20 protein-coding genes and 1 other RNA gene are annotated in these 22,659 nt (G+C 66.1%); 12 read left to right on the top strand and 9 right to left on the bottom strand.

What is annotated here, in order from left to right; genetic code table 11:
- Positions 1-47: 47 nt before the first annotated feature.
- The 6 genes from CK620_RS02825 to CK620_RS02800 all read left to right on the top strand — a co-directional run bounded on the left by CK620_RS02825 (position 48) and on the right by CK620_RS02800 (position 5,328).
- A complete protein-coding gene (locus tag CK620_RS02825; protein WP_179290555.1) occupies positions 48-797 on the top strand; it encodes a DUF3108 domain-containing protein in 750 nt (249 codons plus the stop codon).
- A 300-nt stretch (positions 798-1,097) separates the two neighbouring features.
- Positions 1,098-2,099, top strand: coding sequence for an ABC transporter substrate-binding protein (locus CK620_RS02820; protein WP_238945008.1), 1,002 nt, complete (start codon positions 1,098-1,100; stop codon positions 2,097-2,099).
- A gap of 207 nt (positions 2,100-2,306) precedes the next feature.
- Positions 2,307-3,194, top strand: a complete 888-nt coding sequence (locus CK620_RS02815; protein WP_095541969.1) for an ABC transporter permease — start codon at positions 2,307-2,309, stop codon at positions 3,192-3,194.
- A 23-nt stretch (positions 3,195-3,217) separates the two neighbouring features.
- Positions 3,218-4,012, top strand: coding sequence for an ABC transporter ATP-binding protein (locus CK620_RS02810; protein WP_095541968.1), 795 nt, complete (start codon positions 3,218-3,220; stop codon positions 4,010-4,012).
- Positions 4,013-4,113: 101 nt separating this feature from the next.
- An RNA gene (ffs, locus tag CK620_RS02805) (signal recognition particle sRNA small type) lies at positions 4,114-4,209 on the top strand.
- A gap of 252 nt (positions 4,210-4,461) precedes the next feature.
- Positions 4,462-5,328 (top strand): uroporphyrinogen-III synthase, encoded by an 867-nt coding sequence (locus CK620_RS02800; RefSeq protein ID WP_179290554.1) that lies wholly within the window; start codon positions 4,462-4,464, stop codon positions 5,326-5,328.
- Positions 5,329-5,433: 105 nt separating this feature from the next.
- Here the strand turns inward: CK620_RS02800 and CK620_RS02795 are convergent, their stop codons facing one another.
- Positions 5,434-5,940, bottom strand: a complete 507-nt coding sequence (locus tag CK620_RS02795) for an outer membrane lipoprotein (protein ID WP_095541966.1) — start codon at positions 5,938-5,940, stop codon at positions 5,434-5,436.
- A 309-nt stretch (positions 5,941-6,249) separates the two neighbouring features.
- Positions 6,250-7,380: an aspartate-semialdehyde dehydrogenase gene (asd, locus tag CK620_RS02790; protein WP_095548973.1), complete on the bottom strand. Its 1,131-nt coding sequence runs from the start codon at positions 7,378-7,380 to the stop codon at positions 6,250-6,252.
- Positions 7,381-7,717: 337 nt separating this feature from the next.
- On the opposite strand from asd, the gene CK620_RS02780 reads away from it, so the two are divergent.
- From CK620_RS02780 to dusA, 3 genes are all read left to right on the top strand, one after another.
- The gene (locus tag CK620_RS02780) at positions 7,718-9,718 is read left to right on the top strand and encodes a DNA topoisomerase IV subunit B (RefSeq protein ID WP_238945987.1); all 2,001 of its coding nucleotides are present in this window, start codon (positions 7,718-7,720) and stop codon (positions 9,716-9,718) included.
- Positions 9,715-10,341, top strand: coding sequence for a hypothetical protein (locus tag CK620_RS02775; RefSeq protein WP_238945986.1), 627 nt, complete (start codon positions 9,715-9,717; stop codon positions 10,339-10,341). The genes CK620_RS02780 and CK620_RS02775 overlap by 4 nt, the downstream gene beginning before the upstream one ends.
- 61 nt (positions 10,342-10,402) lie before the next feature.
- On the top strand, positions 10,403-11,440 hold the full coding sequence (gene dusA / locus CK620_RS02770) for a tRNA dihydrouridine(20/20a) synthase DusA (protein ID WP_238945985.1): 1,038 nt from the start codon (positions 10,403-10,405) through the stop codon (positions 11,438-11,440).
- Here the strand turns inward: dusA and CK620_RS02765 are convergent.
- A complete protein-coding gene (locus tag CK620_RS02765; RefSeq protein WP_095548968.1) occupies positions 11,431-11,769 on the bottom strand; it encodes a hypothetical protein in 339 nt (112 codons plus the stop codon). The genes dusA and CK620_RS02765 overlap by 10 nt on opposite strands.
- 96 nt (positions 11,770-11,865) lie before the next feature.
- Here CK620_RS02765 and CK620_RS02760 point away from each other — a divergent pair, with 96 nt between their 5' ends.
- The gene (locus CK620_RS02760) at positions 11,866-12,798 is read left to right on the top strand and encodes a 23S rRNA (adenine(2030)-N(6))-methyltransferase RlmJ (RefSeq protein ID WP_095548967.1); all 933 of its coding nucleotides are present in this window, start codon (positions 11,866-11,868) and stop codon (positions 12,796-12,798) included.
- Positions 12,799-12,913: 115 nt separating this feature from the next.
- Positions 12,914-14,887, top strand: coding sequence for a beta-galactosidase (locus CK620_RS02755; RefSeq protein WP_095548966.1), 1,974 nt, complete (start codon positions 12,914-12,916; stop codon positions 14,885-14,887).
- Positions 14,888-15,055: 168 nt separating this feature from the next.
- On the opposite strand, the gene CK620_RS02750 is transcribed toward CK620_RS02755, so the two are convergent.
- From CK620_RS02750 to CK620_RS13995, 5 genes are all read right to left on the bottom strand, one after another.
- Positions 15,056-15,790 carry an ABC-type transport auxiliary lipoprotein family protein gene (locus CK620_RS02750; protein ID WP_238945921.1) on the bottom strand — a complete coding sequence of 245 codons (735 nt, stop codon included), beginning with the start codon at positions 15,788-15,790 and terminating at the stop codon, positions 15,056-15,058.
- A 96-nt stretch (positions 15,791-15,886) separates the two neighbouring features.
- Positions 15,887-16,855, bottom strand: coding sequence for an MlaD family protein (locus CK620_RS02745; protein WP_095543498.1), 969 nt, complete (start codon positions 16,853-16,855; stop codon positions 15,887-15,889).
- 11 nt (positions 16,856-16,866) lie between these two features.
- Positions 16,867-17,715, bottom strand: a complete 849-nt coding sequence (locus CK620_RS02740; protein WP_095549123.1) for an ABC transporter ATP-binding protein — start codon at positions 17,713-17,715, stop codon at positions 16,867-16,869.
- Between the two features lie 11 nt (positions 17,716-17,726).
- On the bottom strand, positions 17,727-18,854 hold the full coding sequence (locus CK620_RS02735; RefSeq protein ID WP_238945922.1) for an MlaE family ABC transporter permease: 1,128 nt from the start codon (positions 18,852-18,854) through the stop codon (positions 17,727-17,729).
- 432 nt (positions 18,855-19,286) lie between these two features.
- The gene (locus tag CK620_RS13995) at positions 19,287-20,549 is read right to left on the bottom strand and encodes a WD40 repeat domain-containing protein (RefSeq protein ID WP_095548965.1); all 1,263 of its coding nucleotides are present in this window, start codon (positions 20,547-20,549) and stop codon (positions 19,287-19,289) included.
- A gap of 38 nt (positions 20,550-20,587) precedes the next feature.
- On the opposite strand from CK620_RS13995, the gene CK620_RS13990 reads away from it, so the two are divergent.
- A complete protein-coding gene (locus tag CK620_RS13990; protein WP_179290553.1) occupies positions 20,588-20,989 on the top strand; it encodes a hypothetical protein in 402 nt (133 codons plus the stop codon).
- 248 nt (positions 20,990-21,237) lie between these two features.
- On the opposite strand, the gene CK620_RS02715 is transcribed toward CK620_RS13990, so the two are convergent.
- Positions 21,238-22,650 (bottom strand): DUF1501 domain-containing protein, encoded by a 1,413-nt coding sequence (locus CK620_RS02715; protein ID WP_095543500.1) that lies wholly within the window; start codon positions 22,648-22,650, stop codon positions 21,238-21,240.
- Between the last annotated feature and the right edge of the window lie 9 nt (positions 22,651-22,659).

Here is a 22,659-nt window from a genome sequence, read left to right as displayed (position 1 = left end):
AAAATGGCAATGACCGAGACGCCAACAGCAGCAGCCCATGGCCTGCCATGGCACGCGCTTGCGCAGCACTGTTGCTGTCCTCCGTCCCACTGGTCGTGACGCATCAGGCCCTGGCGGCCGATACAGCGCCTGCCGCCACGCAGCAGCGCATACGCATACCGCCTGCGGCCCATTTGCAATTCGATGCCAAAGGCAAGATCAGCGGCTTTTCCTACAGTGCCAGCGCTCAGTTGCATTGGCAGCACGATGGGCACAGCTACCGGGCAGAGCAAAGCATCAAAGCGCCACTGATGGGCACGCGCTCGCAAGTCAGCAGTGGGCACATCCGGGCCGGGCATTTGCAGCCTCTGCAATTCACAGACTCGGCACGCAAAAAACGCAACCTGCGCTTCGACCCAGCCACGGGCAAAGTCACCGTGGTGGCCAGTGGGCAGACTGAAAGCGTTCCCCCAGATGCTCAGGATCGTCTGAGCGTATTCTTCCAACTGGCCGCTCGCGTTGCCGCTGATCCCGGTCTGCGTGTCAAGGGCCAGCGCATTGCCATCTGGACTGTGGCCAGCAACAAACAGGAAAGCTGGGTCTTCGAGGTTGATGGTCAACAATCCCTGCCCCTGCCTGCAGGCACGCTGCCCAGCATCAAGCTGCGCCGCCTGCCACGCAAGGCCGACGATCAGCAGGCCGAAATCTGGCTGGCCGCATCCACAGGTTATTTGCCTGTGCGCATTCTGTTGCAAGACGATGGCGACGCCGTTGACTTACAAATGAAGCGCTACACCCCCACCAAAGCCCAGCAGTAAGAGCCTGCTCGCGCTGAGCCTTTGAACAGGCCTTAACGTTTTTGGAGCCGACCAGCGCTCCATGCGACGCTGCCTGCCATAGGGTGGCGCTTGCGTATGCCAGCGAGGCCGCTGCGGGCGCATCAATATCAGTGATAGCCCTGATGCCAAAGCCCCTGACAGGGCCCTTGCAAGAATCTTTTTTCAGTTACGATTGCCGCCGCTTGGCAGCCAGCGCCATGGCCCCGGTGGGCCTGGATCTTGATGGCTGCCTTCGTCTGAATGACGCACTGTCCCCATCCATTCCCCCGAGGAGATTGCATGAACCGCATTCCCATGATCGCGCGCGGCGCTGGCCGCCGTCAGTTGCTGCAGGCCGCTGCCGCAGCCCTGCTGGGCCTGAGCGCCCTGACCAGCACCAGCGTATATGCGCAAGCCAAGTCCGTGGCCGTCACAGCCATCGTCGAACATCCGGCGCTCGACGCCGTGCGCGATGGGATCAAGGAGGAACTTGAAGCCAGCGGCTTCAAGGGCGACAAGCTCAAGTGGCAATACCAAAGTGCGCAAGGCAATCCCGGCACCGCTGCGCAGATCGCACGCAACTACATCGGCCAGAACCCGGATGTGATCGTGGCCATTGCCACGCCATCGGCCCAGGCCGTGGTCGCTGCCAGCAAGAGCATCCCCACCGTGTATTCGGCAGTCACCGATCCAGTGGCAGCGCAGTTGGTCAAGAACATGGAGCCCAGCGGCACCAACGTCACCGGCGTGTCTGACGCCCTGGCGCTGGAAGACCAGGTCAACCTGATCAAGAAAATTCTGCCCAACGTCAAGCGCATCGGCATGGTCTACAACCCCGGCGAGGCCAATTCCGTCGTGGTCGTCAACGAGCTCAAGCGCATCCTGCCCCCGATGGGCATCGAGCTGGTCGAGGCCACAGCCCCGCGCACCGTGGACATCACGGCCGCAGCCCGCAATTTGGTGGGCAAGGTGGACGTGATCTACACCAACACCGACAACAACGTGGTCTCGGCCTACGAGTCGCTGGTCAAAGTGGCCACCGATGCTAAGCTGCCCCTGGTTGCGTCGGACACCGACAGCGTCAAGCGCGGCGCCATCGCTGCCCTGGGCGTAGACTACCGCGATCTGGGCCGTCAGACTGGCAAGATCGTTGTGCGCATCCTCAATGGCGAAAAGCCTGGCGCCATCGCTTCCGAGCGCAGCACCAATCTGGAGCTCTACGTCAACCCCAAGGCCGCTGCGGCCCAGGGCGTGAGCTTGTCGCAGGAACTGATCCAGTCCGCCAAGGAAGTGATTGAATAACGCAGAGCCTTGAACCGACATGGGCAGCCCGTTCACATACGGGTCAGCCCTTGAGCATGGCAATCACAGCGGGGCAGGCAATGGGCCTGCCCCGCTGATGTTCAGGCCACCTAAGGCCATGCTGCGCCATATGACCTGCACCTGGCCCGCGCCTGGCTTGCACCGGCAGCCAAGGCCTGTGACAAATACCCAAAACCGTTTGCTGCGATGACCTTTTATTCCTTCATGGGGGCACTGGAAATCGGCCTGATTTTCGGCCTGGTTGCCCTGGGGGTGCTGATCTCCTTTCGCATCCTGAACTTCCCAGACCTGACGGTCGATGGCTCATTCCCATTGGGTGGCGCCGTCGCAGCCACACTGATCTCCACAGGCAAAGATCCTTTCCTGGCCACCTTCATCGCCACCTTGGCTGGCGCGTTGTCTGGCTTTGCCACTGGCTGGCTCAATGTGCGCCTGAAAATCATGGATTTGCTGGCGGGCATTTTGATGATGACCGCGCTGTATTCCATCAATCTGCGCATCATGGGCAAACCCAATGTGCCGCTGATTCTGGAGCCCACGGTGTTTACCGTACTGATGCCTGGTATCTGGGCCGACTACATCGAAAAGCCGCTGATTCTGTTGGTCGTCGTGCTGATCGCCAAATTCATCCTGGATTGGTATTTCGCCTCCGAGCGCGGCCTGGCCATGCGCGCCACCGGCGCCAATCCGCGCATGGCCAGCGCCCAAGGGGTAGCCACCAGCTGGGCCAAGCTCGTGGGCCTGGCCATCTCCAACGCGCTGGTGGCCCTGGGCGGAGCACTGTTTGCACAAAGCCAGGGCGGCTCGGACATTTCCATGGGCATCGGCACCATCGTGATTGGCCTGGCCGCAGTCATCATTGGCGAGAGCGTGCTGCCCTCACGGCGCATTCTGTGGGCCACGCTGGCCGTCATCATCGGCGCCGTGCTCTATCGCTTCTTCATCGCGCTGGCGCTCAACAGCAGCTGGATCGGCCTGCAATCGCAAGATTTGAACCTGATTGCCTCCGTGCTGGTCATCCTGGTGCTGGTGTTTCCGCTGCTCAAGCGCCGCCTCAAATCGCTGGCCCAATAAGCACAGCCCCTAGGAGTTGCTCCATGCTCAAAGCCACTGATTTGCGCATCACCTTCAACCCCGGAACGCCTATTGAAAACCCGGCGCTGCGCGGCGCCAGCCTGGAAATCCCCACTGGTCAGTTCGTGTCCGTGATCGGCTCCAACGGCGCAGGCAAGTCCACATTTCTCAACGCCATCTCCGGCGACCTGATCATGGATTCGGGGCGCATCGAGATCGATGGCGTCGACGTCACGAAGAAACAGGCCTGGCAGCGCGCAGACCTGGTGGCGCGGGTGTTCCAGGATCCCATGGCCGGCACCTGCGAGGCCCTGACCATTGAGGAAAACATGGCCCTGGCCATGGCGCGCGGGCGCAAGCGCCGCTTTGGCTTTGCGCTGAACAAACAAAACCGCGAGCTGTTCCGCGAAAAGCTCGCCATCCTGAACCTGGGCCTGGAAAAACGCCTGACGGATCGCATCGGCCTGCTCTCTGGCGGCCAGCGCCAGGCCGTCAGCTTGCTGATGGCGTCGCTGCAGCCCTCGCGCATCCTGTTGCTGGACGAACACACGGCCGCGCTCGATCCGAAGACAGCGGCCTTCGTGATGGATTTGACAGCCCGCATCATCGAAGACAACCAGCTCACAGCCATGATGGTCACGCACAGCATGCGCCAGGCATTGGATTACGGCAGCCGCACAGTCATGCTGCACCAGGGCAAGGTTGTGCTGGACGTCAGCGGCAGCGAGCGTGCAGGCATGGACGTGCCCGATTTGCTGCAGATGTTCGAGCGTACCCGGGGCGAAAAACTGGCCGACGACGCCCTGCTGCTGAGTTGATGCCTTCCTCGGCTTGTTCTTCAGCAAGCCCAAGTCCACTTGTGCAAAGGGTGCCCGGCAATTGCCCTTCGGGCAGCTACAGATCGCATACAATCGCCGCCGACGGGCCTTCCCGCATGGTGAAGCAGCCAACCGGGTCAGGTGGGGAACCAAGCAGCCCTAACTGTGTAGCCAGTGCCGGGGTCAGGCTCGTCACCTTCTTCTCTCTTGCCGCCGTCTGGCTGGCAACTCCTGCCTTAGAGCCTGTTCAAAATCTCGGCGCGAGTGGGCAAGAAGCGGTTTGGGGTGGGCTGCAAGGCGCAAAACGCAGCCATAGCTGGGGCTATGGCGAGGCTTTGCAACGCAGCAGAGCGCCCAAATCCGCTCTCTTGACCGCTGTGCAAAGATTTTGAACTGGCTCTCAGCACAGCACATGCCAAGGGCCATCTGCCCATCCGATCTGTCGCGCAGTGTCCCGGCCCGCCCCCCTCCCCTCCCTGATACTGACTCGCCCAGCGACGCAGAACGCGGCCTGGGCAGCGCAGTTTGCTGCCCTGGGCATTGATTGCATTGCCTTGCCGCTGATCCACATCCAGTTCCTTGACGACGCCACCAGCGTGCAACGCCGCCTCAGCGCGCTGGCAAAACTGGATCAATGGGCCGCCATCATGCACGTCAGCCCCAACGCCGTGCAGGGCTTCTGGGATGCCCAGGCCATGCAACTCTGGCGGCAGCTGCTGGCCACTGGCGCCAACCTGCCGCGCCTGTGGGCGCCCGGGCCGGGGACGGCTCAAGCCCTTCAGGCCCAGGGCTTTGCGCTTGAATGGATCGACCAGCCGGCAGCCGATGCCGAGCAATTCGATTCCGAAGCGCTGTGGCAACAAGTGCAAACGCAGATCTCTCCCGGCGCCCAGGTGCTGATTCTGCGCGGCAGCCGCGCCGTTGCAGGCACTGCAATCCCGGCAGCCCCTCGCCAAGTGCAGGACGAAGGCCATGGGCGCGATTGGCTGGCGCGCCAACTGCAGCAACGCGACGCACAACTGCATTTCCTGCCCGTCTACCGGCGCAGCCCGCCCACCTGGGACGCCGGGCAACGCGACCTGGCAATGGGCACTGCCGCAGCGCGGCGCATCTGGCTGCTGAGTAGTTCGGAAGGCGTGCAACACCTGCCGCAGCTGCTGCCCGGGCAAGGCGAGGCCTTCTGGCGCGCGCAATCGGCCATTGTCACGCACCCGCGCATCGCCCAAGCAGCGCAGCGCATTGGCTTTGGCCAAATCCATGCCAGCGCCCCCACTGTGCAGGCCATCGCCCTGTGTCTGCAAGGCTTGGAGCGATAAGGCTCAGAAAAGCAAAAAGCCAGTGCCTTTGCGGACACTGGCTTTTCTCAGTGTGCCCAATCAGGGCATGAATGAAGCATGAGGGCTTGGGCCCTGTTGGCCTGTTTACTGAATACGGGCAATCTGACCATTTTGCACCTGGACGCGATCATTGATGCGCAGGCCACCCGGATCGCTGACGTCGTACATGCGGTACTGGCCGTTATCCACGCGGATGGTGATGCGGTAACCGTAGACCTGCCCTTGCGCGCCGCCATTGTTCATGCGGCCTTCAATGGCGTTGCCCGCTACGGCGCCGCCAACGGCGCCAGCAATGGTGGCTGCCGTGCGGCCACTGCCGCCACCAACGTGGTTGGCCGCCAAGCCGCCGACGACGGCACCGAGCAGAATGCCCGCGCCAGTGCTGCCACGATGGGTGTTTTGCAGTGCCTGGATGTCGGTCACGTAGCCGTACTCCAGCATGTTGGCCGGGGCTCGGCTGGGTGCGGTGCCCACGTGGCCACCGCCGCCGCGGTAGGGGTCGGCAGGGTACAGCGGCGTGCTTTGGCAGGCCGCCAGGGTCAGGGCCAGCGCGGTGGTCGAGGCCAGATAGGCGATGCGGGATGAGGACATGATTTCCTCCCTTTCTTCAGGACTGTTGAGAGTTCAATCGCTGGATGCAGCTCGTGCCGCCAAAGGGCGGCAGCTGCACGGCGGCGCCATCGTAGCGCCGCTGCCTAGTGGCCACAGTACGCTAAGTGTAAAAGCCGGTAAACGTCTGGTGAATTGCTACTGGCTCTGCCACCCAGAAAAATCCCTGCACATCCAACCTGACCTTTCACGCCAGCAGGGTTTGACGCGCAGGCCATGGCGGTTTTTGTGCAGGCATCTGAGCAGCAGCACACAACGGGCAACTTGCAAGAGCCAGGTTTGAGCAGGTACTCAGGCCTCAACCAGAATGCGCAGCATGCGGCGCAGCGGCTCGGCTGCACCCCACAGCAGCTGGTCGCCGATGGTGAAGGCGCCCAGGTACTGCGGGCCCATGGCCAGCTTGCGCACGCGCCCGACAGGGATGCGCATGGTGCCGGTGACAGAGACTGGCGTGAGCTCTGCCAGGGTGGCCTCCTTGGTGTTGGGCACCAGCTTCACCCAGGGGTTGTCGGCAGCAATCATGGCCTCGATCTCATCGAGCGGCACGTCCTTTTTCAGCTTGAAGGTCAGCGCCTGGCTGTGGCAGCGCATGGCGCCGATGCGCACGCAAAAGCCGTCGACCGGGATGGCCGGCGTGCCAAAGCCTTCACCCATACCCAGGATTTTGTTGGTCTCGGCCATGCCCTTCCATTCCTCGCGGCTGACGCCGTTGCCCAAGTCGGCGTCGATCCAGGGGATCAGCGAGCCGCCCAGTGGCGCCAGGAAGTGGGCCGTCTCCGCCTCGCTCAGGCCGCGCTGCTTGGCGATGATCTTGCGGTCGATCTCCAGGATGGCGCTGTGCGGGTCGGCCAGCAGATCGCGCACCTCGGCGTGCAGCGTGCCGAACTGCGTCAGCAGCTCGCGCATGTGCTGCGCGCCGCCGCCCGATGCGGCCTGGTAGGTCTGGGTGCTCATCCATTCGACCAGCCCGGCCTTGTACAGCGCGCCAACGCCCATGAGCATGCAGCTGACGGTGCAGTTGCCGCCTACCCAGGTCTTGCCGCCCTTGCTCAAGGCGTTCTGGATCACCGGCAGGTTGACCGGGTCGAGCACGATGACCGATTCACTGTCCATGCGCAGCGTCGATGCGGCATCGATCCAGTGCCCATTCCAACCGGCAGCGCGCAACTTGGGATAGACCGCCTTGGTGTAATCGCCGCCCTGGGCGGTCAGGATGATGTCGCAGCGCTTGAGCGCCTCGATGTCGTAGGCGTCCTGCAGGCGTGTTTCGTTTTTGGCCTGGGCCGGGGCCTGGCCGCCTGCGTTGGAGGTCGAGAAAAACACCGGCTCGATGCAGTCGAAATCGCCCTCGGCCTGCATGCGTTCGAGCAGCACGGAGCCGACCATGCCGCGCCAGCCGACCAAACCTGTACGTTGTGCCATGTGGATAACCCTTCTTTCAATGGAGATTGCAGAAATATCGGAACTCTCTGCTCCGGCTCGTCTGGCCGGCTTGAAAGACGGGCGCGACGAACCGCAGCTGCTTCAGCCCTTCGTCGTCTTGGTAATGATCACAGCCACAGCAGAGCGCGCTGCCGGTGCAGGGCGCGCAGGCTGCGCACATGCCAACGCCAGGCCCAGGGCCTGGCGTGGTGCGCAATCGGAAAAGCGGTGCTGCAGCATGATGGCGCGCAGTATAGCGAGTTTGCGCCGCTGCCGGCCTGTAGCGCCTGGCAGCACGCAGCGGCACTCATGGGGCACGATCTACAATCGCCGCCCTATGGCAAAACAAGCACCTTCCGCCCCGATGGCCGCCAGCAGCGGCAATGGCTACTCCGAGAGCTCGATCAAGGTCCTCAAAGGTCTGGAGCCGGTCAAGCAGCGCCCGGGCATGTACACCCGCACCGACAACCCGCTGCACATCATCCAGGAGGTGCTGGACAACGCTGCCGACGAGGCCCTGGCTGGCCACGGTAAGAAAATCCGTTTTACTCTGCACGAGGACGGCTCGGTCAGCGTCGAGGATGAGGGCCGCGGCATCCCCTTCGGCCTGCACCCGGAAGAAAACGCGCCAGTGGTGGAGCTGGTCTTCACGCGCCTGCACGCGGGCGGCAAGTTCGACAAGGACTCAGGCGGCGCCTACAGCTTCTCCGGTGGCCTGCACGGTGTGGGCGTGTCCGTCACCAATGCGCTGGCCACGCGCCTGGAGGTGGACATCCACCGCGACGGCCAGGTGGCGCGGCTGGTGTTCGGCAACGGCGGCGAGGTGATCGAGCCGCTGACGGTGCGCAAGGCCGAGCCCGGCGAGCGCCGCCAGGGCACCACGGTGCGCGTCTGGCCCGATGCGCGCTACTTCGAATCCAAGGCCTTGCCCATGCCCGAGCTGCTGCACCTGCTGCGCAGCAAGGCGGTGCTGATGCCCGGCGTGGCCGTGACGCTGCGCAACGAAAAAACCGGCCAGCAGCAAAGCTGGCAGTACAAGGGCGGCCTGGCCGACTACCTGAGCCAGGCGCTGCCGGCCGAGCCGGTCATCCCGCTGTTCGAAGGCCAGGGCTATGCCGACCGGCACAGCGACAGCTTTGCCGTGGGCGAAGGCGCCGCCTGGTGCGTGGCCTTCACCGAGGAAGGCCAGCCGCTGCGCGAGAGCTACGTCAACCTCATCCCCACCACGGCCGGCGGCACGCACGACAACGGCCTGCGCGACGGGCTGTTCCAGGCCGTCAAGAGCTTCATCGACATGCACGCGCTGCTGCCCAAGGGCGTCAAGCTCATGCCCGAGGACGTGTTCTCGCGCGCCAGCTACGTGCTCTCGGCCAAGATCCTCGATCCGCAATTCCAGGGCCAGATCAAGGAAAAGCTCAACTCCCGCGATGCCGTGCGCCTGGTTTCGGGCTACGTCAAGCCGGCCATGGAGCTGTGGCTGAACCAGCACGTGGACTACGGCCGCCGCATTGCCGAGCTGGCCATCCGAGCCGCGCAAACGCGCCAGCGCGCTGGGCAAAAGGTGGAAAAGCGCAAAGGCTCGGGCGTGGCCGTGCTGCCGGGCAAGCTCACCGATTGCGAAAGCCGCGACCTGGCCTACAACGAGGTCTTTCTGGTCGAGGGCGACTCGGCCGGCGGCAGCGCCAAGATGGGCCGCGACAAGGAAACCCAGGCCGTGCTGCCGCTGCGCGGCAAAGTGCTCAACACCTGGGAGGTCGAGCGCGAGCGCCTGTTTGCCAACACCGAAGTGCACGACATCGCCGTGGCCATCGGCGTCGATCCACACGGGCCGGGCGATGAGGTCGACCTCTCCGGCCTGCGCTACGGCAAGATCTGCATCCTGAGCGACGCCGACGTGGACGGCGCGCACATCCAGGTGCTGCTGCTGACGCTGTTCTTCCGCCACTTCCCCAAGCTGATCGAAGCCGGGCACGTTTTCGTGGCCCAGCCGCCGCTCTACAGCGTTGCCGTGCCGGCGCGAGGCAAAAAGCCCGCCGCCAAGCTCTACGTGCTCAGCGAGCAAGAGCTGCAACGCGCGCTGGACAAGCTGCGCAAAGACGGCGTGCGCGAAGGCGCCTGGAGCATTGGCCGCTTCAAAGGCCTGGGCGAGATGAACGCCGAACAGCTGTGGGAAACCACCCTCAACCCCGACACCCGCCGCCTGCTGCCCGTGCAGCTGGGCCACTTCAGCTTTGCCCAGACCGAGGGCTTTTTCACCCAACTCATGGGCAAGGGCGAGGCCGGCGCGCGCCGTGAGCTGATGGAGCTGCACGGCGACGCCGTGGACATTGACGTGTGACGGCGCCCGCCATGACGGACTGGCTCTCCCTCTTGCTGCTGCTGGCCGTGCTCGGCTGGGTGCTGTGCCTGCGCTACCAGCGCCAGCGCATCGCCTTTCTGGGCCAATACCTGGCAGGGCTGAAGATCGAACACCACATGGGCCTGCTCACCCAGGGCTATCTGCGCGCCATCCATGAGGACGACCCGCAGCGTCAGGCGCAAATCTGGGACACCTTCGCCCACAGCGAGCGCAGCGTGGCCGAGCACATCGAGCGCCTCAGCGCCGCCATCGCCCAGGCCCCGGCAGAGCGCACCCGCATCGGCCGCTGGGCCCTGTGCCTGCCCTATGTGGAGCAGCTGCTGCCATCGGCCACGCGCGACTTCAAGGCCCTGCTGCGCCTGCATGCCCAGGGCGTGCGCGCGGTGGTGGACAACACCCAGGGCCTGCCGCCCAAGGCCCGCGCCTACCAGTTGATGGCCGAGCTGCTGCTGTTGCAACACAGCTGCCACTGGTTCTGCAAATCGCGCCTGGTGGCCGACGCGCGCCTGCAGGCGCGCCACCAGGTCACGCACCAGAAAGTGCTGGACTCGGTCTCTGCCGCCACCGGCCAAGCCTACCGCCAATGGCTGCAGCGGGGCTGAGCACCTGAGCTGCGCCCTCCTGGAGCACGCAGGCGCTGCCCAGGCGATGATTTCAAATGCAATGACACCCCCTGAAAAATCAATCAATTACAGCCATTGGACGGCCTGCGTGGCGCCGATGCTCGATTGGACCGACCGCCACTGCCGGTATTTCCATCGCCTGCTCAGCCGGCACGCGCGGCTCTATACCGAGATGGTGCACACCGGCGCCATCCTGCACGGCCAGCGCCAGCGTTTTTTGCAGTTCAATGAAGAAGAGCATCCGCTGGCGCTGCAGCTGGGCGGCAGCGAGCCGGCCGACCTGGCGCGCTGTGCGCAACTGGCGCAAGAGGCCGGCTACGACGAGGTCAACCTCAACTGCGGCTGCCCCAGCGAGCGGGTGCAGCGCGGCAGCTTTGGCGCCTGCCTGATGGCCGAGCCGGCCTTGGTGAGCGATTGCGTCAAGGCCATGGTCGATGCCTGCAGCATCCCCGTGACCGTCAAGCACCGCATCGGCCTGGATCAGCAGCAAAGCTATGGCCCGCTGCGCGATTTCGTCGGCCAGGTGGCCGAGGCCGGCTGCCGGGTGTTCATCGTCCATGCGCGCAATGCCTGGCTCAAGGGGCTGAGCCCGAAGGAAAACCGCGAAATCCCGCCGCTGCGCTACGAGGTGGTGCGCCAGCTCAAGGCCGACTTCCCGCAGCTGGGCATCGTCGTCAACGGCGGCATCGCCACGCTGGCGCAAATGCAGGCGCATTTGCAGGGGGCTGAGGGCCTGCGCCTCGATGGCGTGATGGTCGGCCGCGAGGCCTACCACAACCCCTGGTTTCTCACGCAATGGGACGCCGCCCTGTTCGGCCACTCGCCCAGCGAACTGCAGCGCGACGCCGTGGAAGAAGAGATGGTGCGCTACATGGCCCGCCAGCAGGCCGCAGGCGTCTCGCCGCCGCACATCGCGCGTCACATGCTCGGCCTGCGCAATGGGCAGCCTGGCGCCAAGGCCTGGCGCCAGGTCTGGAGCGACCACCGCCTCAAGGATCTGCCCGCCGCAGCCATCGCGGCGCAGGCCAGGCAGGCCCGGCTGAACAGCGCCGCTGTCACGGCCAGCTCTCAGCAATAGCGCCGCACTTGCTGGCGCAGCTGCTGGAGCCTGTCCTTGTCGGGCCGGGCGCTGTCTTGCTGGATGCGCAGGCTGCGCCGGGCCATGTCGCAGGCCTGCTGGTTTTTCTGCCGGCCGCTGCGCCGGGCGCTGCCGGCTTGGCGCTGCGATGGCTGACTGGCCCTTTGCTGGCGCAGCTGCCGTTTGCGCTCTGCGCTTGCGCGTGGCGCGCCCTGCCAGTGCCGGTTGGCGTCATTGCCCTGCTGCAGCGCCGGCCCGCTGGCCAGCGGCGCGGGCTGTGCCTGCAGGCCCTGCCCCGCCTGGGCGGCCAGCAGGGCCAGCCACAGCACACCCTGCCATCTCCATTGCCATCTCATCGTCTTGCCCTTTCCAAACGCTCGGCCTGGCTCTTGGGAGCAGGCCGCTTTTTGCCATAATCGCCGCCCATGTTCAGCTACCGCCACGCCTTCCATGCCGGCAACCATGCCGATGTGCTCAAGCACACCGTGCTGCTGGCCGCGCTCGACCACCTCCTGCAGAAAGACACGGCGTTGGCCTTATTGGACACCCATGCCGGCAACGGGCTGTACCGGCTTGATGGGGATTTTGCCCAGACCAGCGGCGAAAGCCAGCACGGCATCCAAAAGCTGCTCTGGGCCTACCAGCACGGGGAGGCTGGCGAAGGCGCAGCCGACTGGCCCGAGGCACTGCAGCGCTATGTACAGGCCGTGCTGGCGCACAACGCCGCTGCAGGCGCTGGCGGCCAGCGCCTGGTGTATCCAGGCTCGCCTGCGTTGCTGCAGCAGCACATGCGCGCGCAAGACCAGCTGCACGTGTTCGAGCTGCAACCGGCCGACATGCGCGCGCTGCAGGGCAATCTGCAGCAAGGCCCGCATGCGGCGCGCTGCCACGTCTGGCACGAGGACGGCTGGCAAGGCAGCCTGCGCCTGCTGCCGCCGCCTTCGCGGCGCGCGCTGCTGCTGTGCGACCCGAGCTACGAGATGAAGAGCGACTACGCCCAGGCCGCGCAATGGCTGGGCCAGGCGCTGCGCAAATTTGCCACCGGCTGCTACATCGTCTGGTATCCCGTCATCCCGCGCCCCGAGGCGCACGCTCTGCCGCGCAAGCTCAAGGCCCTGGCCCAGCAGGCCGGCAAGCCCTGGCTGCATGCCACGCTGGCGGTGCGCAGCGGCCAAGGCAGCGGCCTGCGCCTGCCCGGCCAGCAGGCCCAGCGCCCGGGCATGGTCTGCAGCGGGGTGCTGATCGTCAACCCGCCCTACACGCTGCAGCCGCAATTGCAGCAGGCCCTGCCGGTGCTCACGCGCCTGCTGGCGCAGGATTCCCACGCGGCCTACACGCTGGAGAGCAGCGCGCGCTGAGCATCGACGCGCCGCCTGTTTCCCTGAACTGCCCCGCCGCCCCGCCGTCATCGCTCAGCGAGCGCCCGCCGCAAAGCCGCCTGCCCCACGACCTTTCCTTACCTGCTTTCCGACCATGCGCGCTGCCCTCCCCGCTGCCCTCGCCCTGTCTGCGCTCAGCCTGTTTTGGGGCCTGCAAGGCCTGCCCCGGCACTGGCCCGAGGCCGAACCACAAGCTGCCCTGCCCCGGCTGCAGCAGCCCGTGCGCGAGCTGCTGCGCGCGCCGCGCACGCAACCCATGTATTTGCTGCTCACGGTCGAGGGCCTGGCCTATTGCGCCGAGGGCGAGGGCGCACCCGAGGTGGTGGACAACGCCACGCTGGAGCGCTACTGCGAGCGCCACGGCCTGGACAATGCCCGGCGCCTGGGCGAGTTGCTCGAACGCATCGAGCCCGGCGGCGCAGCCGGGAAAATCCAGGTCGGCTACGTCATCACCACCAAGCTGCTGAGCCAGTTCCAGCGCGCGGCCGATGGCCAGTGGCAGTTTGACCCCGCGCCGCTGGCGCGCGAGCTGCGGCTGGTGGAAAAGCTCGATCGGCCCGTGGCGCTGTACCTGTCCTCGACCCACTTCGACACGCTGGGGCCGCTGCCGGGCGAGCTGGCCAAGGATGCGGCCAACCTGGCCCTGTTTGCCGACCGGCAGCCGCGCACGCTGGACTATTTCAGCTACCCCATCGTGCCCTACACGCTCGACCCCAACCCCGAGCTGCCCGTCAACCGCTACAAGCGCCAGGCGCTGCAGCAGGTGCACGCCATGCTGGCGGCCATGGCGCCGCAGCACCGCAAGAAAATCGTCGCCATCTTCCTGGGCGGGGAGACGCACCACTTCTACCAAAACTTCGCCGACGGCATGGGCGAGTTCGAGCGCCCGGCCGTCACCGACCACAGCCCGGCTTCGGTGCAGGCCTTTCGCCACTGGCTGCAGCAGCGCTACGGCAGCATTGCGGCGCTCAATGCCGCCTATTGGGGCAGGCAGGCTCAAAACGGCAGCGCCCTGCCCGGCTACACGGACTTCGATCAGATCGAGCCGCCTGCGGGCAACTTCCGCAACGACCCGCAAACGCCCTACCTGCAGCACTACGACGGCCACAGCCACGGCCAGCTGGCCGTGCACGGCTGGTACTGGGACGCGCTGCAGAAAACCCAGGCCCTGCGCGTGTACCTGGACGGCCAGCTCATCGGCCCGGCCCAGCAGGGCCTGAACCGGCTGGACGTGTACCGCCAGCTCGATGAGGTGGGCACGCCAGCCAGCGGCTTTCGCCTGGAGCTGCCCTTTGACGCCCTGCCCGCCGGACGGCACATGGTCAGCGTCAGCGCTGTGCGCGGCCAACGCGAATGCCTGCTGGACGAGCGCGTGGTCAACATCCTCGGGCGCGATGGCGCGCGCTTCGACTGGCGCGACCAGCACCGCGTCTTCACCAGCCTGCAGGGCAAGCTGCCGCGCTGCGTGAGCAAAGGCCAAGGGCCGCAGGCGCTGCGCTTTCACCTCGACGCCCCAAGCTGGGACCTGCCGCTGGGCTACAACCCGCTGGCGCGCGACTGGAACGAATTCCGCCAGACCCAGGTGCTGCGCTACATGCAGGCCTTGTTCGACTGGGCCGTGGAGATTGGCTTTGCGCCCGAGCTGCTGTTCTCACACCAGATCCTGCCGCAGCTCAACTCCAGCTGGAATGCGAATTTGTTTGCCACGCAGCGCAGCGTGGCGCCCGGCCTGCCCTGGAAGCCAGGCTTCAACCTCTACGGCGGTGGCGTCTGGTCGGCGCCGACCCAGGCCCTGATCGGCCAGCTGCAGGCCGGCCCATCGGGCTATGGCGTGCCCGAGTTCCACCCCCAGCAGTGGAAGGACCGCCGCGCCATCGCGCAGGCCCTGGCCGGGCACTACAACGCCGGCGCGCACTTCATCAGCCCCTATTACTTCTCCATCGCGCCGCAAAAGCATCTGCAAGCGCCTGAATCCAACGCCGTGAGCCGCATGCGGCTGGAGCCCGGCAACAGCGCCGATGGTTCGGACCTGTTCTACGAGGCGCTGCTGCAGTTTGCCGCGCAATAAGGAAGGGGCTTAGGAAGAAGGCGCTAGGCGCTCTGTCGAGCGCGTTGCGCAGCCCAAACCAAGCCTGTCACCCCTTCACCCCTTGGCGCTCCTGCCTTGCTGCGCACTACGGCGCAGGGCGCAGCAAGCCAGCGGCGGCAGGCAACGCAGGCGCGGCCCCTGCCGCCCTCAGGGCGTTTGCGGCATTTGACTCAGCCAGCTGTCGATGGCGGCCACTGCCGCCTGCGCCGCCTGTGCCAGCGCCCAGGCACCGCCTGCCGCATCGGGCGTGGGCGCCGGGCGCTGGTATTCAAAGGTGCGTTGCCCCAGCAGGCGGTCGCCCTGCGGCTGCGGCGCCCACAGCGTGGCGCGCAGGCGCACCTGTGCATGGCTTTGCGTCTCGCTGGTGAAGACCTGCTCGAACTGCAGCACATCGACCTGCAAAGCCAGCGGCGCTTGCTGCTCCTGACGCAAGCGCGCCGGGCTGAAGCCATCCTCCAGCACGGGGCGGTGCAGCTCCAGTTGCTGGCGCAGCTGCTGGCTCAGCAGCTGCGGCACAGGCTGGCTCCAGCGCGCCTGCTGGTAGGCGCGCAGCTGCTGGGCATCGGCATAGGCATAGCGGTAGAGCACCGCCTGGCTGTTGGCCGGCAGGCCATGCGCGCTGACCTTGCCCAGCAGCAGCGGCGCAGCCGATGGGGCCGACGGTTGCGTGCCAGATTGTGCCGCTTGCGCGCTGGCGGCCATGGCGGCGCCCTTGGCGCCATCGACCTGCTGATCGGTGGCCGCACTGAAGTCGTACAGCGCGGGCGCAGCCGTCGGCGTGGGCAAGGCGGCGCAGGCGCTCAGCAGCGCTGCGGCCAGGCCCAGCGCCGCCAGGCCCAGGCGGCGGGGCTGTGCATGGAGGGGCATGGTGGAAGAAGTCATGGATTGCAATCCTGCTTGAAATGCGGGGAAACAGGCCGCGCGCGGCGGCTGCTTGCTGCGCACGGTGTTAATGCTGCGCCAGGCGGCGGGCTGCCATCAACGGCGGCGCGGCGCCACGTGGCCTTGCTCGCCCGGGCCTGGCTGGGCCATGTTGGGGCCATAGATCAGGGCCTGGGGGTTGTCGGCCACTTCGCGCGCCAGCAGGCTGATCTCGCGCATGGCCGCGCTGACCTCGCCCAGCGTGCGCAGAATGCGCGGCAACGTGGCGCTGTTGACCTCATCGGCCACGCCAGCGAAGGACTGCATGGACTGCCCCAGCTGGTCGAGCACCCCGCCCTTGCGGCCCAGGCTGGCCACGGCCTTGGTGATCTCCTGGCTCATGGCGTTGATGCTGGCGGCCGTCTTGTTCAGCGCCTGCATGTTGCTGCCCATGCCCTGGCTCAGGCTGGCCACCGTGGGGCCGATGTCTTTGGACCAGCTGCTCTCCAATTGCGCCAGCAACTGCGTCGTACCCTGCGCGGCCTGGCCGAATTGGGCGATGGTGCCAATCAGCACGCGCTGGTTCTCGTCGCTGAGCAGGCTGTTGATGCGCGCCATGGTCTCGCGCACGTCGCCGATCACTTCAGGCCCCATGGCCGCCAGCTGGCTCAGGTTGGAGGGGCGCATGGGCAGGCGCTTGTACCCTCTGGAAGACACCAGCGGCTCAGCAGCGAAGGGGGTGACCGCATCGTCCAAGTCGATGTAGGCCAGGCCCGTCACGCCCTGGTAGCCCAGAGAGGCAAAGGTGTTTTGCGTCACAGGGGCGTTTTCGTCCACCTCGATGCGGATGAGCACATTGCCTTCGACCTCGCGGTCAAAGCCGATGTAGGCCACCTTGCCCACGGACACGCCCTTGTAGCGCACCGCCGCCTGGGGCTGCAGGCCGGTGACGGCCTGGGGAGTGGAAAGCTCATAGGTCTCGTAGCTGCCCTGGTCGCGCGTAAGCCACAGCGCCAGGCCGGCCAGCAGCGCCAGCAGCGCCAGCACGAATACCCCAGCGGCAATGGCATGTGATTTGTTTTCCATAACGATGTCTTCTACGCCTTGGCGGCTGCGTCAGCGCCTGCGGCCGCGCCGGCGGGCGCAGGCTCCAGGGCGCGGCGGCCGCGTTCGCCAAGAAAAAATTGTTCGATGAAGGGGTGTTTGAAGGCCACCACCTGCTGCGGCGTGCCGGCAATGATGACGCGCTTTTCCGCCAGCACGGCCACGCGCGTGCTCAGGGCGTAGAGCGTGTCCAGGTCGTGCGTGACCATCACCACCGTCAGGCCCAGCTCCTGGTGCAGGCGCAGCAGCAGCTCGCAAAACTCGTCCGAGCCGCGCGGATCCAGCCCGGCCGTGGGCTCGTCCAGCAGCAGCAGCGGCGGATCCATGATGAGGGCGCGCGCCAGCGCCACGCGCTTGATCATGCCGCCGGAGAGGTCAGAAGGCATGCGCGTGGCGTGCTCGGGCTTGAGGCCCACCATTTGCAGCTTGACCAGCGCTGCATCGCGCACCACCTGCTCGGGCAGGCTGCCCTGCTCACGCAGCGGGAAGGCGATGTTGTCCAGTACGCTGAAGGCCGAGAACAGCGCCCCGTGCTGGAACAGCATGCCCATGCGCGCCGAGGCGCCCTGCGCGGGCAGCTCGGCTGCGGCCGTGCCGTCGATTTTCACCGTGCCCTTGCTCGGCCGCGTCAGGCCCAGGATGTGGCGCAACAGCACCGTCTTGCCCGTTCCCGAGCCGCCGACGATGGTCAGGATTTCGCCACGCCGCACCTGCAGATCCAGATCCTGGTGCACGGAAAAGGCATTGGCGCCCTGGCCGAACACCGTCCACAGCTTATCGATCTGCACCAGTGCCTTGGCGTCGGCGCCAGCGCCGGTGTCGGCCTTGGTGACAGCTTGCATGCCAGTGCCCATCAGAACCCCACGTTGCGGAAGATGATGGCGAACACCGCATCGATGACGATGACCGCCGTGATGGCCGTGACCACCGAGGCCGTCGTGCCATTGCCCAGGCTTTCGGTATTGGGCTTGACCCACAGGCCCCAGTGGCAGCCGATCAGGGCGATCGCCAGGCCGAACACCACCGATTTGCTCAGCCCCAGCCACAGGTTGGCAATGGGCACGGCGCTGGGCAGTGTCTGGAAGAAATAGGCCGGTGAGACGCCCAGCGAAAAATCCGAAGCCCAGATGCCGCCCAGCAAGGCCGCCAGAGTCGTCCACAGGCTGACCAGCGGCATGGCCAGCGCCAGCGCCATGGCGCGCGGCAGCACCAGCCTGAAGCCGTGCGAGATGCCCATCACGCGCATGGCGTCAAGCTCCTCATTGACGCGCATCACGCCAATCTGCGCCGTGATGGCCGAGCCCGAACGCCCGGCCACCAAAATGGCCGCCAGCAAGGGGCCCAGCTCGCGCGTCAGCGAGATGCCCAGGATGTTGACGATGAAGGCATCGGCGCCAAACTGCCGCAGCTGCAAGGCCAGCAGGTAAGCAATCACCACGCCGATCAAAAAGCCCACCAGCGCCGTGATCGGCAGGGCCTGGGCGCCCATGCGGAACAAATGGGCCGAGACATCGTGCCAGGGCCCACGCAAAGGCCGGCGCAGCAGGCGCAGTCCATCGAGCAGCAACTGCCCCACCAGCTGCACCATGCCCACGGCATGGCCCCAAGCGCCCAGGCTGATTTGGCCGATGTGCTCAAAGCCCGCCAGCCAGCCCTCGCCCTGCGCTGGCGCTGCGGGCACGGCGCTGAGCTCAGCCACACGCTCCAGAATGGCGCGCTGCTGCGGCAGCGCCTGCAACTGCGCAGGCATTTGCCGGCCCCAGCTGTCCCACAGCAATTGGGCCGTGACGTAATCAAAGCCCTGCATTTCGCGCAGATCCCAGTGCGCCACGCCCTGGCGCTGCGCCCGCTGCAACTGGCCAATCAAAGCCTTGGTGCGGCGGCGCTCGGACAATGCCGCAGCCCCCCAGCGGCCCTGCAGCAAGGCCTGGGCTGGCTGATGCTCAGCCGTCGATTGGATATGGAGCTGGGGGTGCGTCACAGCAGGTGCAGAGCGAGGAAGCAAAGAACGAAAGGACAAGGGGGCGAGGTGGGCCAACGGGGCTCGCAACGCGCAAAAACCGCCGCATTGTGCCCTGCAAATGCCAGCCCTGCAGCCAGCGGCTGTCAAAAGCCTGCCAAGGCTGCACGCAGCTCCGCTACCTGCCTGCCTGCACGCTGGCAGGGAAAGCCCCGAAAGGGAAAGCCCCAATACCCCCGCTGGCCAGCCGCCCCTATAGTGCAGCCACTCACAGCGCGGGCCCGCAGGCCTTGGCAAAAGCCTTTGACCACCAAGCCCCGCTGCATGAGAGGCCGAGGAGACAAACAGGCGGCAGCGCCCAAGCAGCGCCAGCAGCCACAAGCAACACAATCGAAGCAAGCCGACGAAAAGGCGCCGCAAGGCGCCTTTTCCTTTGCCCGCTACACGCAGACCCTACTTGTCGAACCAGCTGGGCAAACCGATGACGTAGCTCTCGGGCTGGCCGCTGCCAAAGTTGGTGGCAAAGATGATGCGGCTCAAATCCCGCGCGGCGCTGGCCTGCGGCTCCAGGAAGTAGGCCTGCTCGCCCGGCAGCTGGTGGAAGTTGTTGGAGTTGCGGATGTGCGCCACGTTCAGCACCCTGCCACCGGGCTTGAGCTCGGCCAATATCACCTTCTGGTACTGCGCGCGCCGGTGGCGCGATGGAAACTCAGTGGCCTCGTTGCCCGAGCCGGGCGGATCCTCGTACCTGCGGCCATCCTTGTAGGTGGAGATCACGACCCAGCCGGGCTTGTCAAAGGCCTGCCCGCTGATGTGCAGGGCGTAGAACTCGCCGCGCGCCGGATAAATGTCCAGCAGCGGGAAGCGCTGCATGGTGTCGATGTTGATGGCCTGCACGTGGCCCAGCGTGGCCGGATCGCTGCCGTCATCGGCCCAAACGAAGAAGTCCTCGCCGCCGGGGCCAAAAGCCAGATCCGAGTGCCCGGAGTGCTTGGCCAGCAGCTTGACCTGGCTGAAGTCGCGCGTATAGGCATAGGCGCTGCCCCATGAGGGCACCACATATTTGCCGCTGGCGGAAATGCTGACGTGATCGGGCCGCGCACCCGGCACAGGAAAACGCTCGGCATCGAGCGTGCCGACGATCTTCTTTTCCACCAAGTCCAGCGTCAGCAGCCCATAGACCTTGACGCGCTGGCTGGCGCTGTCGTAGCGCGTGGCCATCAGCCCCAGGTAGCGGCCATCGGCGCTGGTCGTGCCCTCGTTGTAGGTCCAGTAATCGCTGGCCTCTGGCCAGGGGGTCTTGCCCGTGAAGTCGAACAGCACCTGCTTGTTCTCGGTCTCCACATCCAACACCCACCAGACCATGCGCCCGCCGTTGGAGGTCATGAACAGCTTGCGCGGATCGCTGGGGTGCCAGATCGGCTCGGCCGCGCCGCCCAGCGCGCCGATCTTCTTGATTTTCTGGAACGTTTTGGCGTCGTACAAATACCAGGCGCCATTGCCGCCCCAGGCCAGATAACGGCTGTTGTCGGCATTGAAGGCCTGGCGGCGGCTGTAGAAATGGCGCACACGGCGCAGCCCGTTGCCATCGGGCTCTGCCTCGCTGGAGGCCGTGGCCCGGTAAATGCGCACGCCATAGGCTGGATCGACAAAGGCATCGCCCAGCCCCTGGGCGCGCGGCGGCCTGGGCGCCGGCGCGATCGGATCGAGCGACAAGGGGCGCAGACGGAAGTCGCGCGCGTACAGCGCGTCGAATGGATTTTGTGCAACGGGCGCAGGGGCCGGAGCTGGCGGCTGCGGCGCAGGCGGTTGAGGTGCAGGTGGCTGCGGAGCCGGCGCCGGAGGTTGAGGCGCGGGCGGTTGCGGGGCTGGAGTCGGTGGTGCAGGCGGTTGCGGCGCAGGCGCAGGGGGCTGAGGTGCCGGTGCGGGAGGTTGAGGCGCGGGCGGTTGCGGAGCCGGCGCAGGGGGCTGCGGCGCTGGCGATGGTGGCGCGGGCGGTTGCGGAGCTGGTGGCTGCGGCGCCGGTGCAGGGGGCTCAGGCGCAGGCGGTTGAGGCGCAGGCGGTTGAGGTGCCGGTGGTTGAGGTGCCGGTGGTTGAGGTGCCGGTGGTTGAGGCGCTGGCGGCTGCGGAGCTGGCCCTGGTGCCGGGGGCGTGATAGGCCCGCCCGGTGTTCCAGGCGCCGGGACCGGCGACGGCGAGCCCGCTGGGGGCGGCGGTGGCGGGGGCAATGGCCCGTCGCCATCGCCGCCGCCACAGGCGGAGACGGACAGGGCCACGGCCGTGCACAGCGCGCAGATGCGCATCAGTTGTTGGTGGCGCTTCATGAAAAACCTCCTGTTTTGAGCCTTGCGGCCCATCCCAAACCACTTGTTGCCCACTCGCACCGGGATTTTGCACAGGCCCTCAGCGGAAAAAGCCCAGATCGCGTTGCGAGAAGCTGCCGATATTGGGCACCACCAGCGGCAAATCCGAATCGGGCACGCCAAACCATTTGGCCAGGGTGGCTGCGTACTGGTCCACCGAGGTGGTGGGCAGCAGGCGCCCCTGGCCAATGTCATGGCCCGTGGCCGGGTCAAACTCGGCGTCCTGCTCGTACACGGGTGTGCTGCCGTACAAGTCCTTGCCCTTGACGGCATCGCCAATGATGAAGTGCGTTCCGCCCCAGCCATGGTCGGAGCCATCGCCATTGGCCACCATGCAGCGGCCAAACTCCGAGGCTGTGAAGGCTGTCACGCTCTGGCCCAGGCCGAGCTGTTTCATGGTCTCGTAAAAGCCCACCAGCGCGTTGTTAAGCTCGGTCAGCAGCGGCGGGTGCAGCTTGCGCAGGTCGCTGTGGTTGTCAAATCCCCCCAGGGAGACGAGGAACACCTGGCGGCGCACGCCAATGGTGTTGCGGCCGGCAATCAACCTGGCCACCATCGCCAGCTGTTTGCCCAGCGTGCTTTTGGGGATGCTCGCAGCCAGGCTCTCAGGCGCAGTGGCCAGCGCACTCTGGACCACATTGCTGGCCTGCAGCGAGCGACTCATCAAGCGGTTGAGTTCGTTTTCCAGCATGTGCTGGCGCGATTGGGTGATCAGCGTGCGCAAGGCGTTGATGCAGGTGGCATTGTTGCTGCAGGCGCCCCATAGGTTGTTGAAATCGCGCAGCTGCTCGCTGCCGTCCACGCCGATGCGATAGGCCAGTGCGCTGTCGCCCGAGAGAAAAACCGCATTGCCCGATGCGTTGATGCAGGCAAAGGTGGCGTTGCTTGCGCCGCTGGACAGCGCCAGATCCCCCAGCGCGCCGCCCCAGCCCTTGACCGAGCCTTCGGGCTTGGAGCTTTGCCAGACGGACTGCTGATCGTTGTGCGAGAACAGCTTGGGCGGCAGCGGCATGGCCCCTTGCTTGTACTGCGGCAGGCTCATCGGCCGCAGCAGCGGGCCGACGTTTTGTTGAATGGCCAGGGCCCCGGCATCGAACAGCCTCCCCAGCCCGGCCAGCTGCGGCGCCAGGGCAAACTGCCGGCCTTCGGCCTGCGCGCTGGCCGGCGCCAGCGTGCTGGCCTCCAGGCTGGCGCGCTCCAGCGCCAGCGATTGGCGCATCTTGGCGTAGGCGGCATAGCCGGCCTGGTCCACGCGGATCAAGGTGTTGCCGTGGTCGTTGCCACCGTAGAGGAAGACGCACACCAGCGCCTTGTAGTCATTGCCGGCATTGAAGGCCGCAGCCTCGCCCATGGCCGCCAGGTTCACTGCCCAGGGCGCGGCCACACCGGCCAGGCCCAGCTGGCCAAAGCGCTGCAGAAAAGCGCGCCGCGAAGTGGTGTTGAAATCATCCATGACTGGGCC

It is taken from the genome of Vandammella animalimorsus, assembly GCF_002285285.1.
Taxonomy (GTDB): domain Bacteria; phylum Pseudomonadota; class Gammaproteobacteria; order Burkholderiales; family Burkholderiaceae_C; genus Lampropedia; species Lampropedia animalimorsus.
Note: the sequence above shows the minus strand (reverse complement) of the source record. Positions and strands in the feature narration are given on the sequence as shown.

Excerpts from the sequence above, each read along its gene's own strand:
- CK620_RS02825 (WP_179290555.1), top strand. The coding sequence starts at position 48 with ATGGCACGCGCTTGCGCAGCACTGTTGCTGTCCTCCGTCCCACTGGTC.
- CK620_RS02755 (WP_095548966.1), top strand. The coding sequence starts at position 12,914 with ATGCGCGCTGCCCTCCCCGCTGCCCTCGCCCTGTCTGCGCTCAGCCTG.
- CK620_RS02750 (WP_238945921.1), bottom strand. The coding sequence starts at position 15,790 with ATGACTTCTTCCACCATGCCCCTCCATGCACAGCCCCGCCGCCTGGGC.
- CK620_RS02760 (WP_095548967.1), top strand. The coding sequence starts at position 11,866 with ATGTTCAGCTACCGCCACGCCTTCCATGCCGGCAACCATGCCGATGTG.
- CK620_RS02810 (WP_095541968.1), top strand. The coding sequence starts at position 3,218 with ATGCTCAAAGCCACTGATTTGCGCATCACCTTCAACCCCGGAACGCCT.
- dusA (WP_238945985.1), top strand. The coding sequence starts at position 10,403 with ATGACACCCCCTGAAAAATCAATCAATTACAGCCATTGGACGGCCTGC.
- CK620_RS02715 (WP_095543500.1), bottom strand. The coding sequence starts at position 22,650 with ATGGATGATTTCAACACCACTTCGCGGCGCGCTTTTCTGCAGCGCTTT.
- CK620_RS02820 (WP_238945008.1), top strand. The coding sequence starts at position 1,098 with ATGAACCGCATTCCCATGATCGCGCGCGGCGCTGGCCGCCGTCAGTTG.
- CK620_RS02795 (WP_095541966.1), bottom strand. The coding sequence starts at position 5,940 with ATGTCCTCATCCCGCATCGCCTATCTGGCCTCGACCACCGCGCTGGCC.
- asd (WP_095548973.1), bottom strand. The coding sequence starts at position 7,380 with ATGGCACAACGTACAGGTTTGGTCGGCTGGCGCGGCATGGTCGGCTCC.
- CK620_RS02740 (WP_095549123.1), bottom strand. The coding sequence starts at position 17,715 with ATGCAAGCTGTCACCAAGGCCGACACCGGCGCTGGCGCCGACGCCAAG.
- CK620_RS02780 (WP_238945987.1), top strand. The coding sequence starts at position 7,718 with ATGGCAAAACAAGCACCTTCCGCCCCGATGGCCGCCAGCAGCGGCAAT.
- CK620_RS13990 (WP_179290553.1), top strand. The coding sequence starts at position 20,588 with ATGGATTTTGTGCAACGGGCGCAGGGGCCGGAGCTGGCGGCTGCGGCG.
- CK620_RS02815 (WP_095541969.1), top strand. The coding sequence starts at position 2,307 with ATGACCTTTTATTCCTTCATGGGGGCACTGGAAATCGGCCTGATTTTC.
- CK620_RS02745 (WP_095543498.1), bottom strand. The coding sequence starts at position 16,855 with ATGGAAAACAAATCACATGCCATTGCCGCTGGGGTATTCGTGCTGGCG.